This window comes from Pontibacter litorisediminis, assembly GCF_029360645.1.
In the GTDB taxonomy this organism is placed as follows: Bacteria; Bacteroidota; Bacteroidia; order Cytophagales; family Hymenobacteraceae; genus Pontibacter; species Pontibacter litorisediminis.
The window spans coordinates 85,467-101,885 of record NZ_JARDUA010000007.1; the positions used below are offsets into that span (position 1 = coordinate 85,467).

Annotated in this window: 17 protein-coding genes; 5 read left to right on the forward strand and 12 right to left on the reverse strand. The window is 53.8% G+C overall.

Translation table 11 applies throughout. From position 1 onward, the window contains the following. Positions 1–29: 29 nt before the first annotated feature. Entirely contained in the window at positions 30–1,058 is a 1,029-nt protein-coding gene (locus tag PXG97_RS17750; RefSeq protein WP_276499157.1) for a hypothetical protein, read from the reverse strand. A gap of 322 nt (positions 1,059–1,380) precedes the next feature. Between PXG97_RS17750 and PXG97_RS17755 the strand changes: the two genes are divergently transcribed. After that, a complete protein-coding gene (locus PXG97_RS17755) occupies positions 1,381–1,788 on the forward strand; it encodes a hypothetical protein (protein ID WP_276499158.1) in 408 nt (135 codons plus the stop codon). Here the strand turns inward: PXG97_RS17755 and ggt are convergent. Together ggt and PXG97_RS17765 are read right to left on the reverse strand one after the other, a co-directional pair. Then, a complete protein-coding gene (ggt, locus tag PXG97_RS17760; protein ID WP_420851817.1) occupies positions 1,785–3,518 on the reverse strand; it encodes a gamma-glutamyltransferase in 1,734 nt (577 codons plus the stop codon). The genes PXG97_RS17755 and ggt overlap by 4 nt on opposite strands. Positions 3,519–3,608: 90 nt before the next feature. Beyond that, positions 3,609–5,675 (reverse strand): carboxy terminal-processing peptidase, encoded by a 2,067-nt coding sequence (locus PXG97_RS17765; protein WP_276499159.1) that lies wholly within the window; start codon positions 5,673–5,675, stop codon positions 3,609–3,611. A 273-nt stretch (positions 5,676–5,948) separates the two neighbouring features. On the opposite strand from PXG97_RS17765, the gene PXG97_RS17770 reads away from it, so the two are divergent. After that, positions 5,949–6,401 (forward strand): PA2169 family four-helix-bundle protein, encoded by a 453-nt coding sequence (locus PXG97_RS17770; RefSeq protein ID WP_276499161.1) that lies wholly within the window; start codon positions 5,949–5,951, stop codon positions 6,399–6,401. Positions 6,402–6,516: 115 nt separating this feature from the next. Beyond that, positions 6,517–7,068, forward strand: coding sequence for an arylesterase (locus PXG97_RS17775; RefSeq protein ID WP_276499162.1), 552 nt, complete (start codon positions 6,517–6,519; stop codon positions 7,066–7,068). A 65-nt stretch (positions 7,069–7,133) separates the two neighbouring features. On the opposite strand, the gene PXG97_RS17780 is transcribed toward PXG97_RS17775, so the two are convergent. The 8 genes from PXG97_RS17780 to PXG97_RS17815 form a co-directional block, all read right to left on the reverse strand. Then, complete coding sequence (locus PXG97_RS17780; RefSeq protein WP_276499164.1) at positions 7,134–7,742, reverse strand: DUF4142 domain-containing protein; 609 nt, start codon at positions 7,740–7,742, stop codon at positions 7,134–7,136. A 51-nt stretch (positions 7,743–7,793) separates the two neighbouring features. Continuing rightward, positions 7,794–8,225, reverse strand: a complete 432-nt coding sequence (locus PXG97_RS17785; protein ID WP_276499166.1) for a response regulator — start codon at positions 8,223–8,225, stop codon at positions 7,794–7,796. A 375-nt stretch (positions 8,226–8,600) separates the two neighbouring features. Beyond that, a complete protein-coding gene (locus tag PXG97_RS17790) occupies positions 8,601–9,137 on the reverse strand; it encodes a hypothetical protein (protein WP_276499167.1) in 537 nt (178 codons plus the stop codon). A 116-nt stretch (positions 9,138–9,253) separates the two neighbouring features. Further along, positions 9,254–9,916, reverse strand: a complete 663-nt coding sequence (locus PXG97_RS17795) for a fasciclin domain-containing protein (protein ID WP_276499168.1) — start codon at positions 9,914–9,916, stop codon at positions 9,254–9,256. A 79-nt stretch (positions 9,917–9,995) separates the two neighbouring features. Further along, positions 9,996–10,655, reverse strand: a complete 660-nt coding sequence (locus tag PXG97_RS17800; protein WP_276499169.1) for a fasciclin domain-containing protein — start codon at positions 10,653–10,655, stop codon at positions 9,996–9,998. 131 nt (positions 10,656–10,786) lie between these two features. Continuing rightward, the gene (locus PXG97_RS17805) at positions 10,787–11,515 is read right to left on the reverse strand and encodes a fasciclin domain-containing protein (protein ID WP_276499170.1); all 729 of its coding nucleotides are present in this window, start codon (positions 11,513–11,515) and stop codon (positions 10,787–10,789) included. A gap of 158 nt (positions 11,516–11,673) precedes the next feature. Beyond that, positions 11,674–12,765 (reverse strand): S1C family serine protease, encoded by a 1,092-nt coding sequence (locus PXG97_RS17810; RefSeq protein ID WP_276499171.1) that lies wholly within the window; start codon positions 12,763–12,765, stop codon positions 11,674–11,676. Positions 12,766–12,797: 32 nt separating this feature from the next. Then, positions 12,798–13,370 (reverse strand): RNA polymerase sigma factor, encoded by a 573-nt coding sequence (locus PXG97_RS17815; protein WP_276499172.1) that lies wholly within the window; start codon positions 13,368–13,370, stop codon positions 12,798–12,800. Between the two features lie 146 nt (positions 13,371–13,516). On the opposite strand from PXG97_RS17815, the gene PXG97_RS17820 reads away from it, so the two are divergent. Then, entirely contained in the window at positions 13,517–13,711 is a 195-nt protein-coding gene (locus PXG97_RS17820; protein ID WP_276499173.1) for a hypothetical protein, read from the forward strand. 152 nt (positions 13,712–13,863) lie between these two features. Here the strand turns inward: PXG97_RS17820 and PXG97_RS17825 are convergent, their stop codons facing one another. Next, positions 13,864–15,060: a proline dehydrogenase family protein gene (locus PXG97_RS17825; protein ID WP_276499174.1), complete on the reverse strand. Its 1,197-nt coding sequence runs from the start codon at positions 15,058–15,060 to the stop codon at positions 13,864–13,866. Positions 15,061–15,287: 227 nt separating this feature from the next. Here PXG97_RS17825 and PXG97_RS17830 point away from each other — a divergent pair, with 227 nt between their 5' ends. Further along, positions 15,288–16,376: a bifunctional 3-deoxy-7-phosphoheptulonate synthase/chorismate mutase type II gene (locus tag PXG97_RS17830; protein WP_276499175.1), complete on the forward strand. Its 1,089-nt coding sequence runs from the start codon at positions 15,288–15,290 to the stop codon at positions 16,374–16,376. Positions 16,377–16,419: the final 43 nt, after the last annotated feature.

A 16,419-nucleotide genomic window follows, 5' to 3' on the forward strand; every position in this document is an offset into this window, starting at 1 on the left:
GGAGCCAAAAGAAGAAAGGAAAATATCGTTTACGCCGCCTGGCCCAGCTCGTAGTCCTCGCGGCCAAGCAGCGGTTTTACCTGCTGTTGCAGCCTTGTCTCCACAAAAGAGCCTTGCAGGTATTTCGGCAGCTCCTGCACAAACTCCTCATACTTCTGTAGCCCTACCGCCTGCGCCACAAAGCATTCATGGATGCCGTTCAGGTAGCTCACGATCTGCAGCAGCGACTCATGAAACAGCTTGAAGTCGATATCCGCCTGCACGAAGCGCTCGATCTCGCGGTGCGTGGAGGAAATGCGCAGGCGCGCCATCAAATCGAACAGCGTGGTATAGCCAATGCGCCAGGTCATTTGCTGCCAGTGCTGCGGCCCGAATTTCTGCAGCACCTCGCTGGTCTTGCTACTGCGTATCGCCGTAGTGGGGTTGCTCTGCACCTGCTGCCGTACCGCCTTGGCGCGCTGGCGGCGGGTAGTGCGCAAGAACTGCCCAATCTGCGACTGCGCCTCTAACTCTTTGCCCGCAATCTGCAGGCCCGGCTTATAGTGCGCCAGGGGTAGGCGGTGTATGTTAAAGTCATCGTAATGGCCGGAGGCGTAAAAGCCCATTGCCCGCGGGTACGTGTTCTTCACGACCAGCCTGCCTGCCTCGCGCAGCACCCAGGCCTCGTTATTGGTTTTCACGCCACGGGTATACAGGAACGCCTGCAGACCGGCATACACGGCATAATAAGCCTGTGGAAAGGTCCAGTGCAGGGCATTGCGCATGTACTCCTCATCCCCTAGCTCGGCGGTGGCGCGCAAAGCATACTCCGTGCTCCAGCTGTTCAGCAGCAGCTTCTTTATCGCCTCCAGGTCCTGCTCATCCAGCTCCGGCTTCTGCTCATGCAGAATCGGCAACTGACCCGGAGCCGTTGTTCCTGAATTGTGTATATGGTAGTTTATCGCAAAAAAGTAGTTCAGAAACACCTGTGCAGGTATGGATTTCTGCCATACTTTATCAGCGCCTGGTGTCTCCTCCGGATACAGAGAAACCACCTGTTCTTCATCTCTCTCTTTCATACATATTCAACAAACCTTGTGCTGTAACAGTTGCATAAAAGCAGGAAAATTAAGCTATTTTAACGAGAATAAATGATTGATTTACAGTGCGTTGTAATAAAGTGGTGTTGCTGCTTTTAGCCTTTGGAGAAGAGGGTTTTGGGCGTTTGAGAAGAGGGTGTATGAAGGGGGATTTGACGTTGCTTAATGCAACTGCAGGAATTGTATTTTACTGGTTTTGTGGAATTGTGCAGCGCGCTTGCTTGTGGTTTTTTTATGGTGGCCAAAGCATAACCAAGTATGGCGGTTGAGGGTACACGAAGTATAAAAATCTTACCTCAGTATGAACATCGTAGAAAGACCAGACATAGCCAATAACACACATGCCGCCGTGCTCATCGGGGCAGGGCTTACCAGCTACTTCCTAAACGAAAACAGGCCTAAGACAGCGCTCATCCCTCCGTTGGCAGGCAGCGCTTTGCTATTGCTCAGCTCCGGTATAAAGTCCGGCAACCGCAGTGTGGCCCATGCAGCGGTAGGCGTAACCTCGCTGCTCAGCGTCATGACGGGGACGCTTTTCTCAAAAGCCATTGCGCCATCCGAGGAGACCCTGCAAAAGTTTAAGCCCGAAGTACTCCAGCGCAGGGCCAGCGTATTCGGGCTTATGACATTGACAGGTTTAGCTGCTGTGGGCGTGTATGTAGCCGGCTTTATCCAAAAGCGGAAGCAGGCAGCCGAAAGTTTAGGTTAAAATCCCGCCGCGACGTCGTCACCGCGTGGGTCGGCGCCACCCTCCAGGCTGCCGTTCGGCAGTACCAGTATGGCATCCACTCGGCCGTACTGGCCGCGCTGCTTTAACGTGTAGCCCTTGCTCTGCAGTTCAGCACGTACGTGGGCAGGTATGGCATCGGCTGTGTGCTGTATCTCATCGGGCAGCCACTGGTGATGGAAGCGCGGGGCCGCCACCGCCTGCTGCATCGTCATGTCGTGCTCCAGCACATTCAGGATTGTCTGGAAAACAGACGTGATGATCGTGGAGCCGCCGGGTGTGCCAACCACCATAAACAACTTGTCGTCTTTTTCCAGGATGGTAGGTGTCATGGCGCTGAGCATGCGCTTGTTGGGCTGTATGGCATTGGCCTTGCCGCCCACCAGTCCGTACATGTTAGGTACGCCAGGCTTGGCGCTGAAGTCGTCCATCTCGTTGTTGAGCAGGAACCCGGCGCCCTCTACCACTACAGAAGACCCATAGCTGCCGTTGATGGTGGTGGTGATGGAGACGGCGTTGCCGGCAGGGTCCACAATGCTGAAGTGGGTTGTCTCCTCGCTTTCGTACACGGGCAGCTCACCAGCCTTTACCTGGGCGGATGGGGTGGCCTGTGCCAGTGAGCTGGTGCCCATGCGGCTTTTCAGGTAGGCCTCGTCCAGCAGTTGCTCCACCGGTACGGTTACAAAGTCCGGGTCGCCGAGGTAGGTGGCGCGGTCGGCATATACACGGCGCTCCGCCTCTGTCATGATCTGGATGGTTTTGGTGCTTTGCCAGCCGTACTGGCCCAGATCATATGGCTCCACCATTTTAAGTAACTGCAGCAAAGCTACTCCGCCGCTGGAAGGGGGGCCTATCGAGATTACCTTGTACCCTTTGTAGTCGCCGATGATGGGCTCACGCCACACAGCGGTATAGTTGGCCAGGTCATCATGCGTAATGATGCCGTTGCCCCGCCGCATCTCCTGTACCAGCAGATCGGCTGTTTCGCCGGCATAGAAGCCATCACGTCCCTTATCGCGGATGCGCTCCAGGGTGCGGGCCAGGTCGGGGTGGCGCAGCGTGTCTCCCGCCTTCCATGCCTGCGCGTGCACCAGGTAGGGGAGGTGCTTGTTGTTCTTGATGAAGCTTTCCCGGTTGCTGTTCAGCCCGCTGGCTTCCTTCTCTGTCAGCACCACCCCGTGGCGGGCCAGGTCCACAGACGGCTGCACCAGCTCCGCCCAAGGCAAAGAGCCATACTTCTCGTGTATCTTCACCATGCCATCCACGGCACCCGGCACGCCTACTGCCAGGTGACCGTCGGTGCTCAGGCCATCCACCACATTGCCAAGGCTGTCCTGGTACATCGTTTCTATGGCAGACCCCGGTGCCGTCTCCCTAAAGTCGAGGGTGGCAATTTCACCGTTGTTGCTGCGGGCCACCATAAAGCCGCCGCCGCCAATGTTGCCTGCCGCCGGAAAAGCCACAGCCAGGGCAAACTGCGTGGCAATGGCCGCATCATAGGCATTGCCGCCTTTCCGCATGATTTCCATTCCGATGCGGGAAGCCTCCGGGTGTGCCGACACCACCATGGCTTTGTCTTTTACCAGGCCATGCGCGGCCTCGGTTGTTTCTTTTGGCGTCTTGGTGGCACAGTTGCTAAGCAGGGTAGGGAGCAGGGCGAGCAGGAGCAGCCATACTTTTAGGGGGGCTACTTGGGGTGAGTTCAGGTGCATGGGTATGTCAAGTTGATTTTGGGTACTTAAGATATAAAAAAACGCCAGCTATTGCACATAGCTGGCGTTTCTATTCATGTATCGGTTAATTTACTTCAGGTCTTCCTGGATAATGGCAACGGCCTCTTCCACGTACACGTCCTGCTTCAGGCCTTTCAGGAACTCTGTGTTGCGGGCAAGCTTGGCTGTGTCGCTGCCAAGGGCTTGCAGGTCCTGCTGCAGGCGCTTCACGTCCAGCACCGGCACCTCCTTCTGGGCCTCCTCCAGGCGCTTGGCCTCCGCCGCTGCTTTCTTCTCCTCCGCTTTATACTTCTCCAGTTGCAGTGAACGGGTGGTGTTATCCGACTGCCTCTTCAGGCGCTCTGCACTTTGTTTAATCAGGTCAAAGCTTTCGTTCTTGGCAACACGCTGCTGGCTCTTACTCTTAACTTGCGAGATGTTCAGTTTGCCGTTGTTCCAGGGCTTATACTTGGCCGGGGAGATTTCGTCAAACGGTAAGGCGAAATCCTGCTCCTTCTCTCCGAACTCCAGGTAAGCGTAGGCATCTGGAAGCTCAACATCCGGCGTTACGCCGCGCAGCTGAGTGGTGCCGCCGTTAATGCGGTAGAACTTCTGCGTGGTCAGCTTCAGGGCGCCGAAAGGCTTGTACGGGTTAAACTGCGCTGGCAGGGCCTCATCCAGCTCGAAGAACTGCTGCACGGTGCCTTTGCCAAACGTAGGGCTGCCCACGATCACGGCACGCTTGTAGTCCTGCATCGCGGCTGCGAGAATCTCAGAGGCCGAGGCACTGTTGGAGTTCACCATGATCACCAGCGGGCCACCATACTGCACCTGCGTGTCGCGGTCGTCCAGCACCACGGCTTTGCCGGAGGCTGTTTTCACCTGCACGATCGGGCCCTGCTCGATAAACAGACCAGCCATCTCCACGGCATCCGCCAGAGAGCCGCCGCCGTTGTTGCGCAGGTCCAGGATCAGGCCTTTCATGCCGGCAGCTTTCAGCTTCTCGATCTCCTTCTTCACATCGGCACCGCTAAAACGGCCGTTCTTGTTCTCGAAGTCGGCGTAGAAGCCCGGTAGTTTGATATAGCCAATCTTTTCTTTGTCTTCAATCAAGGCAGATTGTGCATAGGTTTCCTCAAAAACGATCACATCGCGGATGATCGGGATAATCTTGGTAGAGCCGTCCGGCTTTTTCACCGTCAGGCGCACTTCTGTGCCTTTTTTACCACGTATCAGCTGGATAGCATCGTCAATGCGCATGCCTTCAATCAATACAGGGTCTTCCGCGCCCTGGGCCACTTTTTGGATGGCGTCACCTGGCTTCAGCTCGCCCTGCAGGTAAGAAGGGCTGCCCGGCACGATCTCGAGTACCTTGATCTGGCCATCTTTCTCCTGCAGCGAGGCGCCTATGCCCTCCAGGCGGCCGGTGAAGTTGATGTCAAAATCAGCTTTGGCCTTTGGCGGGAAGTAGCCTGTGTGCGGGTCGTATACGTTGGTAACGGCGTTGATGTAGGTGGCGCGGCGGTCGTCGCGGTTAATCTTGGCCAGGCGCTGGTACAGGTCGTCGTACGTTTTCTTTACCTTTTCGCGGGCCTCTTTCTCCAAGGCCTCAAACGATTTCTGTTCGGCTTTCGGGTCTTTCGCCAGTTTCTTTTCCTGCTCCTCCTGCATGTCCACCAGGCGCACCAGGGTCTGGTACTTCAGCTGCTTGCGCCACGCCTCTTTCAGTTCCTCCTTGTTTTTAGCAAAAGGCAGCTTCTCGCCATCTGTCTCAATCTGCTCGTCCTTGGAGTAATCGAAAGGCTTGGCCAGAATCTCTTGGTAGTAAGCCTCTGACTCCTTCATGCGTTTCTCGATCAGGTCGGCCGATAGGTCGAAGAACTGAAACGAACCCTGGCGAAGCTCATCGTCAATGGCTGTCTCATACTTTCTCAGCTGCTGCACATCTGGCTCCAGCAGGAACTTCTTGTTGAAGTCCAGGCGCTCCAGGTACAGCTTGAACACCTTCTTCGAGAAGTTATCGTCTACTTTCTCAGGCTGGTAATGGCCGGAGCTAAGGCCCTGCATCAAAGCTTTGATCAGGATCTCGTTCTTACCCTCCGGCGAGTCGCCGTTTTTGTAGAGGATAAAGGAGCCCGTCACAAGAATGACAGCCAAAACAGAAAGTATTATTTTTAAGCGAGTTGTCAATGATATCATCTATTTAATAAGTTGAACTACAGGTTAGATTGCAAAAGTGATGCCGCTTATTAGGCTTGGGTATAGATTTAAAGCGTAATGTAGGGGAAAAAATCTTTTTATCATAGTGGCAACAGCAACCATCCTATAACACAGGCCCTAATGTACTACATACGCAACACCTCCGGCTGATAGTATAACTGATGGCAGCGTTTTTTCGTTTCGGATACTGTAAACCAAAACTTAAAAGCTATGAATAACAACGAAAGAGCAATAGATGTTTTGCAGGAACTGAATCAGTTTGTAAACGACAGGATTGAAGGCTACAAGCATGCCGCTGAACTAACCAAGGACCCGGCGCACCAGTCTTACTACAAAGACCTGATGAGCCAGAGCCGCCAGTTTGCCAGCGAGATCAACAGCACCATCAGCCAAATGGGGGGCGACACCCAGAACAGCACTACGGCCAAGGGAAAGATCTTCCGTGGCTGGATGGATGTGAAAAACACCGTTGCCGGCAACGATGAGGAGGAAGTGATCAAGTCTAACATCACAGGCGAGGAGTGGGCACAGAAAGCCTACAACGATGCCCTGGACCACAGAGCCGAGCTGCCGCAGCATGTCGTGCAGATGGTAGAGAAGCAGAAGCAAGCCTCTATGGCCACCTGCGAGCGCCTGCGCCAGATGGAGAAAGCGGCTGATTAATGATATCAGAGCACCGTTCTAAAACAGCAAGGGCTGCCAACTTCTGGCAGCCCTTGCTGTTTTAGAACGTCTGGCAGGGAGATTGCCTTAGTTTACGGATGCATAAACGAACCATATGAAGAACATACTTATATTCGGGGATAGCCTGACAGCGGGCTATGGTTTGCCGGCCGCACAGGCATACCCCAGCCTGCTACAGGAGCGGCTACGGCAGGAGGGACACACTGGCTATAAGGTGCTGAACGGTGGCCTGAGCGGTGATACCACTGCAGGTGGCGTGCACCGCATCGAGCGCTGGCTGAACGAGCCCATTGACATTTTTATACTTGCCTTGGGCGCTAACGACGGGCTGCGCGGCATACCTGCCCGCGAAACCACCCAGAACCTGCAGGAAATCATCAACAAGGTGCGCAACAAGTATCCGGAGGTGAAGATCATACTTTCAGGGATGGAGATACCCGATATTGTGCCGGGGCGTTATGCAGCAGAGTTCCGAAAGCTGTTCCGGGAACTGGCGCTGCAGAACAACGTCCACTTTATACCTTTCCTGCTGGAGGGGGTAGCCGGCAACCGCCACCTGAACCTGCCCGACGGCGTTCACCCCAATGCGGAAGGGCAGAAGCTGCTGGCACAGCACACCTGGAGCAAGCTGAAAGAGGTTTTGTAAAGTGCAGAAAAGTCTGAGGCCGGGAGTTCTTCCCGGCCTCAGCCTCTATAAGTATGGCTACACGCTTACTCCTCCGGCACAATGCCCGTGTCGCGTCTTTTCAGTTCTACCTCTCTGCCTCTGGCTTGCTCATATTGGGCGCGTAGCTCTTTTAAGGTATTGCGGGCCCACATCGAGAAAGCGGTGGCACTGGCCTGGTCCACGTCTTTTAGGTTGTCGTCAAACTCGTCTATGGCGTCTTTCTGGGCCTCTGTCAGCTGGTTCCAATACTCTTCGTTAAAGTTTTCGGCCTCGCGTAGCTTGGTGATGTGCTCGGTGTCGTCTTCTTGCAGTTGCTGGGGCAGGGTAACGCTATACTGCTGCGCCAGGTCCTGCAGCTCCTTCTGCTTGGTAGAGTACCAGTCCACCAGGTTCTGCCCGTAATTCTTCACAGCATCGGATGTCCCCTGAGCGGTAGCCAGTTTGCCGAGCTCTACCTGCAGCATGTTGTTGCGGGCGGCAAACTGCATCAGTTCCTGCTTGTCCTCGGTGATGGTGGAGTCGTTGCCGAGGACCGTAGCTTCTTGGGAGGCTGTATTATTGGCGGTGGCCTGCTCTTGATTGTTTCCCGAGTCGCAGGAGGCGAGTAACAAAGCCCCTGCCATGCACCAGATGGCTATCATCGTATTCTTCATAGTTCGTGGTTCTAGTAAGATATAAATTGTTATACCCTCATGCATACGAAACTATGGCAAATTGTTTTCTGCACGGGTGCTGTCCTGCAGGGCAAGTATGTTGTTAAGCGTTGGAATGGACAGCGGCTTATTGATGAAGCCGACCACGACTTCATACCTCCGGGCGCGCTGCAGGTAGTCCTGCTCATCGGAGGAGGTAAACATGGAGATGAACGTTTGATGCCGCTCGTTGTACCCTTGCGCGTAATAACGGTCCAGGAAATCAAACCCATCCAGGGAAGGCATGCTGATGTCCAGCAGGATCAAATCCGGGAAGGCCGGATCACCGGTGGTTTCGGCCGAACGCAGAAAGTCCAGCGCCTCTGGCACGCTATGGCAAACAGATACCATGCTGCTCACGTCAGCATCCTCTAATACAATCTGAGAGAACAAATTGTTGATTTGATCATCATCGATGATCAGGATGTGGTTCAGTTTATACATAAGGGTGTTCCTGCGTTAGGTACTACTGTATACATGTATCTTACAGTTATTTTTTATTTGGCACAAACAGTGCCACAAAGTAGTAGGCGCCGCTGCCAGTGGTTTAAATTTTGTGTTGTAACGGTAAACTTTAAGATATTAGTATGCTAGCAGACAAAAATAAACTGCTTTAGGCATAATAGACTAACAAGGATAGCCTTTATAATAGGAGAAGTAAAGCCTTATCCCTTCTCTATAGTAACTAATATTTTATTGATATAATATATGATAAAGGTGTGTTTTGTGAGAAGGGGTGGTTAGCAGGCATTAAAAAATCCTGGCATCGGCCACTGAAGCCGACGCCAGGATTTCTAGCTTTGAAGCGTATGCTATTCCCTAGTAGTAGATATGCTCACCTCTATGCTTTTGGAAATGCGTCTCGAAGTAACGGGCGTCTTCCGGGTTGTGTGGCTTAAAGCCCAGCACAATGTTACCTTCCTTCACGCCAGTCTCGTATACCTTGGCTCTTTCCTCAGGAATACCGGCACCTACCAGCGCACCGATCAGGCCACCTGTCAAGCCACCGGCTCCCGCGCCAGCCAGACCAGCCGCCAATGGGCCAGCCACTACCAAGCCAAGGCCCGGGATAGCCACCGATGTACCGATAGCAGCCACGGCACCAATAATGGCACCCAATGTACCGCCAATGGCAGAACCTGCGCCGGTACCCTCCAGCGACTTGTTGCCAAGCTCTGTGGTGTCATCCTTGTCTTCTCCTCCGAAGTGGCGCTTTCTGCCTTCGTCCGACATCACCACATTGATCTCATCTTTATCATAGCCGCGTGCCCGCAGTTCATCGTACGCACGCTCTGCACTTTCTCTGTCCCTAAACATAGCGGTCATCATTCCCGCATTTTCAGTTCTGTTTACCATAGCTTTTTCAATTTTGATTTATAGTTTCATGTATCACTGGCAAGCATTTTACAGTGCTTGCCGGCATGGTTATTTCTAACGGGTAAGGCTTGCCTATAGTTACGAAGTGCCCGCCACTAATCCTGTTCTGCAGGTGGGGCAAGCACCCTGTTCACGATGTGGATGATGCCATTAGAGGCTTTAATGTCAGGTTTTATGATGGTGGCGTTGCCTACGCTGATCGTGCCTCCTCTCACCGTAGCAATCACTTCCTCGCCATAAGCCGTCATCATGGGCATGTTGTCCTGCATTTCCTGAGTGGTGATGCGGTTGGGCAGAACATGGGACTGTATGATCCGTTGCAGCTCCAGTTGATTGTCAGGCCGCTTCAGTGCTTCTACTGTGCCAGCCGGGAGGGCCCCGAAGGCCTCGTTGGTAGGGGCAAACACGGTGTAAGTGGCCGGGCTTTCGAGTATGGTGATCATATCGGCTGCCTTTATTAGATCCAGGAAAGTAGAGAGTTCGGGGGTTTGCTGCGCCAGTGCCACAATGCTTGGCCTACGGCCCATGGGATTGTCTGCTGAGACAACATCTCTGGTCGTGCCTTCGGCCGACATGTCTGTATCGGGATCCATCGGGGCCTGGGATCCAGGAGTGTCGTTGTCGGTGGCACGCTCCGTTGCCGTTGTGCCCCCGGCGCTCACGGTGCTGTCCATGGCTGCAGAGGTGTCGGAGCTTGCACAACCCCAGGTGCTGAAAGAAGCGGCCAGAATGGCGGTGATTATCTTGAGTGTCTTCATGCTCTGTATGGTTAGTTCTTCTTTTTATTACCCGGTGCAGCGGCAAAATGTTAAGAAAACCAGCCTCAAGAGCAGACTGCTATTGATCTACGACGATATCATCTGCGGTTCTTAGCACTCCGTCTACCACATGCAGCACACCGTTGGATGCCCGAACATCAGGCCGTACGACAGTGGCTCCGCCAACTGTAAGGGTGTCGCCATCCGTTTCAACGGAAACATACTCGCCGCCGCTCGTTTCTATACTTTGGCTACTGGCAAGGCTCAAGGCGCTGCGCGCGCCCAGAAGCATGTGGGCCTGCAGGAGCCGGATAAGCTGGGCCTTGTGCTCCGGCCTCATCAAAGCGCTCACCGAGTCTGCCGGCCAATCGGCAAAGGCCTGGTTGGAGGGGGCGAAGATGGTGAATTCCTCATCTTCCCCTGTCAGAGCATGGGTAAGGTCTGCCTGCTCCATCAGCACTGCAAAAGTTGACAAATTGGGGTCCATTTTGGCCAGTGCCGCTAAGTCATACGCAGCCGTGTTCGCTACGCCTGAGAACATGGCGTTGTAGTCTATCTGCCGGGTTACGGTATCGGCTTGCGCTTCGTCTGCCTCTGCTCTGCCAGCCATGGCTTCGGTGCGGCTTAAGGTCTGGCTAGAGTCCGCGGTATCTGCACTGCCTGCCGAGCTGGCGCAACTAAGCAGGCCGGCTGTGGCAAAGGCTGCCAATAAAGGTAGGTTCACAAAGGTGCTCTTCATAAGGGACGGTGCTTAAGAAAAATTGTCTGCCCTAGGTTATACGCTTCTGGCCATTGTTGATGTGTATGAAATAAGAAAAGCTCCCCTAACATGTAAGGGAGCTTTATAATTAGCTTGTGCTACTTGCAGCGTTAGAAGCCCAGTAAAGCGTCGTTCTGCGCGTTTCTAGGCAATATCACGTTGTCGATCACGTGGATGACACCGTTAGAGGCTTCTATATTTGTTTTTACCAGCTGCGCACCACCCACTGTGATGTTGGTGTTGTTTACGCCCACTGAAACCGGGATGTAAGAATCCTCACCTACCTGAATCCTGGAGTTGTTCTCGAATTGTGTGGAGGCGATTTCGTTCGGCAATATATGCGCCTGCAGGATGCTTTTCAGAACAGCCCTGTTCTCTGACATTAGCAAAGTCTCTAGCTTATCTTTTGGAAGTTTGGCAAAGGCTTCGTTGGTAGGGGCCAGCACGGTATACTCATCCAGGCGGTCAAGGTCACTCTGGAGACCCGACTGCTCCACCAACGTCACGAAAGTGGACAAGTTCGGTTCCATCTTCGCTAGTTCCATCACATCGTACTGCTCCGTATCGTCTACGTTTTCGAACATGTCATCAAGCGGAGTGGTGTTCTCCATCGAGAGGGTTGTGGAGGAAATGGTGGCGATAGGCTGCACCGCCACAACCGACTCTTCCACTACCACGGCGTCAGGTTCGTTACCGGCCATTGTCTGGGTTTCACTCATGGACATGTCACTGTCCATGGCGCTGGTGTCGTTGTTCATCGTGTCGTTAGAACTTGCGCAGCCAAAGCCAAACAGCATGGTTGCAGCAAGAGCCATCGGTACAATTATTCTCTTTTTCATAGCTTTCAGTTATTTACAGTTGCTCAAATAGTTTGAGTAATCAATTCAACTATATTATAACTGAAATGCGCTGAAAATGTTGAGTTTACGGGTGGCTTTGTAGGGAGTAACTCCTGCTGTATTGTCGGTTATACTTAAGGGTTACACCGTTCTGCTAATTAGTTATACACTTTCACTACAAAAACGTAATCTTTCAGCTTTTTGAGCTGCTGTGGACGCGCCTGAGAAGAAAGTGTATTATTTTTTGGGAGGGTTAAAGGCTGCACCTGACCTGTCACAGCCAGCTCATCAATCAGCTGCAGCAGGTACGCTGACTTGATGGCGAAGGCCGCTCCTTCCTGGCCCGCCTGCTTGCCGCTGATCACGCCAATCAGATTGCCTTTGTCGTCCAGCAAGGGGCCGCCACTGTTGCCCGGGTTAAGCGGAATAGAGATCTGGTAGGCAGTGGTATCTCCCTCAAAGCCGGAGGCAGAGCTAAGGGAGCCTTCGCCAAAAACAATGTCTTCGCGCGGGTACCCGAGCGTGAAGACACGCTCGCCCAGCTCACTCTCCGTGTTCCTGAACGTGTAAGGCAGTTTGCCAAAGCCCTCGAAGCCCTCATCGGTCACCCTAAGTATAGAAAGGTCGTGTATCTCGTCGCGGTAAATCTCGCTCACCTTGTACTTCAGCCCGGCCTTATTTTCGATCATGATCGAGTCGGCGCCCTCTACCACGTGGGAGCTGGTAACCAGGTAGCCCTCGGAGGATATGGCAAAGCCGGTGCCGCTAAAGGCCGCCGGGCGCGGGGCAGGTTTGCTGGCATCGTTAATGCCATTGATAATGGCGGTCTGGGCTTTTTTCAGGCGCTCCACCTCGCGGCGCAACTCCACATAACGGGCGGTCTGCTGCTGTACGGGCGCTTTTAGCTGCTGTACGCTCCAGAGCGTGCCGAATACCGAAAGCAGCGACACGCTGGCAGCCACAGCCATTGTCTGCTTGTGGCGTTTCCAGAATACCATCCAGCCATTTGGTGAGGCCGTTGCAGCTGTCTGCTCCGCCTCCATCTCCTCATGGATCAGGTTGAGCTGCCGCCGCAGGTCCTGCCGCTGGCCAAAGCCGTTCATGGTCTGCAGTAACTGTCTGTGCTCACGTACCTGCTCTGCCAAGCGCGCATCTGTGCGTAGCAGGGCTTCAAAGCCAATCCTCTCCTCAGCGGCCATCTTGCCGTTCAGGTAGCGTTCAATCTCTTCGTAAGCGCGGTACTCTAACATGTTAGTTCTCTCCCAGAATGATGTATACCCGGCTAGACCTCGGGCTTATAGGTGGCAAAAAATATCTTCTTCAGGCGCTGCAGGCACTTATACTTCTGGTTCTTGGCTGTGTCCGTATTGGTATAGCCAAATTTATCGGTAATGTCCTGCATGTTTTGTGTGCGTATGTAGTAATCTTCCAGCAAGCTGCGGCAGGGTTCCCCGAGTTGCTCCAGCGCCTCGCCCATCACGCCAAACTGCCTCTCCTGCTCCTCATGGCGCTGGGTGTCTTCCTCCACTGGCACAAAGCTGTCTGTCTCGTCCAGTTTCGTGGCGTAGCGGCCTTTCTCTGCCAGGCGCTTCAGCCACAGCCTTCTGCACACCGAGTACAGGTAGGTTTTTATCTGGCACGTAAGCTCCAGGCTATTGTCCCTTATCTTCTCGTAAAACACAATGACGCCTTCCTGGTAAATGTCTTTGGCCTCGTCATCGGTTCCGCTGTTCGTCAAAATAAAGTGAGAAATCACCGGGAAGTATAGCTTGTAAAGGTGGGCCAGCGCTCTTTCGTCGCTGCGCCGGATGCCTTCTATCACTGCCTCATCCGTCTCATACAAGCTCTTCTTCATTCCAATCAAATTTTAATACGCTGCGGGGGGCTTTGTAACCCATCAAAAAAATATTTTTAAAAATTTTCGGGAAGCAGGGTTACCTCTGCCGGATTTGGGTATGAAGGTCAAAATCGAAACCAAAACACTTAATCACAAACACAAAAATGAAAAATTTATTCACTTTCGCTATCGTAGCTCTTGCTCTTTCTTTCACAGCTTGCAACAACGAAGGAACTACTGAAACAGAAGCAGTTGAGACTGAGACTGTAGAGACTGAGGCTCCTGTTGTTGAGGAGGAAGTAGTAACTGAAGATACTACTACTGCTGTTGAGGCTGACTCTACTACAGTAATCGAGTAGTTATAGCAAAGGACTACAGCGAAAGCTTATAGTTCTGAAACACATCACCGGGCCTTGTGCATACTTGCACAAGGCCCGGTGTTTTTTTAGCCTGTGCTGAAAGCGGTAGGGGGTAGAAAAAGGCCAGCCTATGCGCAGCTGGCCTTTTCGGTTTATTTTTGCTTGTGCTTTGCCTTTTTTCGGCGCTCGATCTCGCTCTGGATGAGGGTAAACTCGCGGCTGCTCTGGCCAGCAATGGCCGTGTTCTCGTTGGCGCGGCGCAGCAGGTAAGGCATTACCTCCACCACAGGGCCGTAGGGCACATACTTCGCCACGTTGTAGCCGGCGTTCGCCAGGTTGTAAGACAGGTTGTCGCTCATGCCGTAGAGCTGGGCAAAGTACACGCGCGGGTCATTAGGGGCGATGTTGTGCTCCTCCATCAGCTCCATCAGCAGGTAACAGCTGGCCTCGTTATGCGTGCCGTTGCAGAAGGCGATGCGATCGATATGCTGCACGCAGTAGTGCAGGGCAGTGTCGAACAGGTCATCCGTGGCTTCTTTTGTCAGGTTGATCGGGCTCGGGTATCCTTCCTGGGCGGCGCGTCTGCGCTCTTTCTCCATGTAGGCACCACGCACCAGCTTGGCTCCCAGATGGTAACCGCCTTTAAGGGCAAGCTCATGGTCACGCTTCAGCACGTCCAGCCTGTCGTGGCGGTAAAGCTGATAGGTGTTGTAGATGTTGGCCTTCTCCTTGTTATAGAGTTCCATCATCTCGTAGGTCAGGTTATCAATCGTGTCCTGTATCCAGCTTTCCTCCGCATCAATGAACACGCGCACATCGCGCTCGTAACAGCGCTTGCAGATGGCGTTTACCCTGTCGCGGCCACGCTCAAAGGCAGCACGCTCATCGGCCGAGAGTTCCTGCTTTTTCTGCACTTTCTCCAGCAGGTTGATGTCGATCAGGCCCGTGATCTTGAACACGGAGAACGGGATGTTCTTGTTGTCGTGCGCTTTTTCTATGGTGCGCAGCAGCTCGTCGCGGGTGGCGTCGAAGCTTTTCTCATCGCCTTCGCCCTCCACCGAATAGTCCAAAATAGTGCCGATGTTGTACGCCGCCAGCTCCTTTATGGCCCGCTCCGACTCCGCAATGGTCTCGCCGCCGCAAAAGTGGTTGAAAATGGTTGGTTTGATGAGGAACTTGACCGGCAGGTGCAGGTTAAGGGCGGTGTTGAGGAGCGCCCCCCCAGCCTTTACAAACGTGTTGCTGTTCATGGCCTTAAACAGCAGGTACATTTTATATAGCTCAGCGTCGGATTTGGATGAGAAAGCGACGGCTGTATCGTCGAAAGAGACTTTGGAAATCAGGTTCATGTAAGGTTGTATTAGCGGTGCAAAGATAGTGCTTCGGGCCTAGTACACAACCCAAAGCAAGGGCTGTGCAGACTAAAATTTATACCCTGGGTAAAGTATAAACCACGGCGGCTACTTTGCTGTTTAGCTTTTAGGACGATACTGCGCGGTTGCTTCAGGTTATTTTATACTTTGGCGGCTGCCTTTTTGCGCCGCATCGGCTACCTTTGTAACAATACATGCAATTGATGAAGTTTAATCAGACACAATCTTTTTTTACGGAGCTGCAGGCAGGGCAAGCACAGCCGCTGGTGATTGCCGGCCCCTGCAGCGCCGAGAGCGAGGAGCAGGTCATGCAGACGGCCGTAGCGCTGCAGCAGCAGAACATTGGCCTGTTCCGGGCGGGCATCTGGAAGCCGCGCACGCGCCCGGGAAGCTTTGAGGGAGTAGGTACGCAGGGGCTGGCCTGGCTGAGCCGCGTGAAGCGCGAGCTGGGAATGAGGGTAACCACCGAGGTCGCCACCGCCCGCCACGTGGAGGAGGCGCTAAAGCAGGGGATAGACGTGCTCTGGATAGGCGCCCGCACCACCGTGAACCCCTTTGCCGTACAGGAAATAGCCGATGCGCTGCAAGGCGTAAACGTGCCGGTGATGGTCAAGAACCCTGTAAACCCGGACCTGGCTTTGTGGATCGGGGCGATTGAGCGGATTTACCATGCCGGCGTTACCGACCTGGCGGCTATCCACAGGGGATTTTCGTCTTACCAGAAACTCAAGTACAGGAACGCGCCGGTGTGGCAGATACCGATCGAGCTGAAGGCGCGCTACCAGGACCTGCCGGTTATAGTGGACCCGAGCCACATCGGCGGCAAGCGCGACCTGATCTTCCCCGTGGCGCAGAAGGCGCTGGACCTGGGTTATGACGGCGTGATGATTGAAACCCACCTGAACCCGGACAAGGCGCTGAGCGATGCGGAGCAGCAAGTGACCCCGGAGGCACTGAAAACCATACTGGCCAACCTGCAGGTGCGCAAGACCAATTACGACGACGCCGAGCTGGTGAACCGTGCCGAGGAACTGCGCTTGCAGATTGACGCGGCCGACCACGACATTATCGCCGCGCTGGCACGCCGCATGGCGCTGGTAGAGCAGATAGGGGAGTACAAAAAGCTGAACAACGTGCAGGTGCTGCAGCTGGAGCGCTGGAAAGAGATCTTCCGGAGCCGCGGCGAATGGGCCGAGGACGCCGGCCTGAACACGGTTTTCATCGAAGAGCTCTACAAACTGATCCACGTGGAATCAATCCGCAAGCAAACGCAGATTTTAGACGGGGTTTAAGGATAGCATTGTTATATTGCTGCATCGTTACACTGTTGGGGAT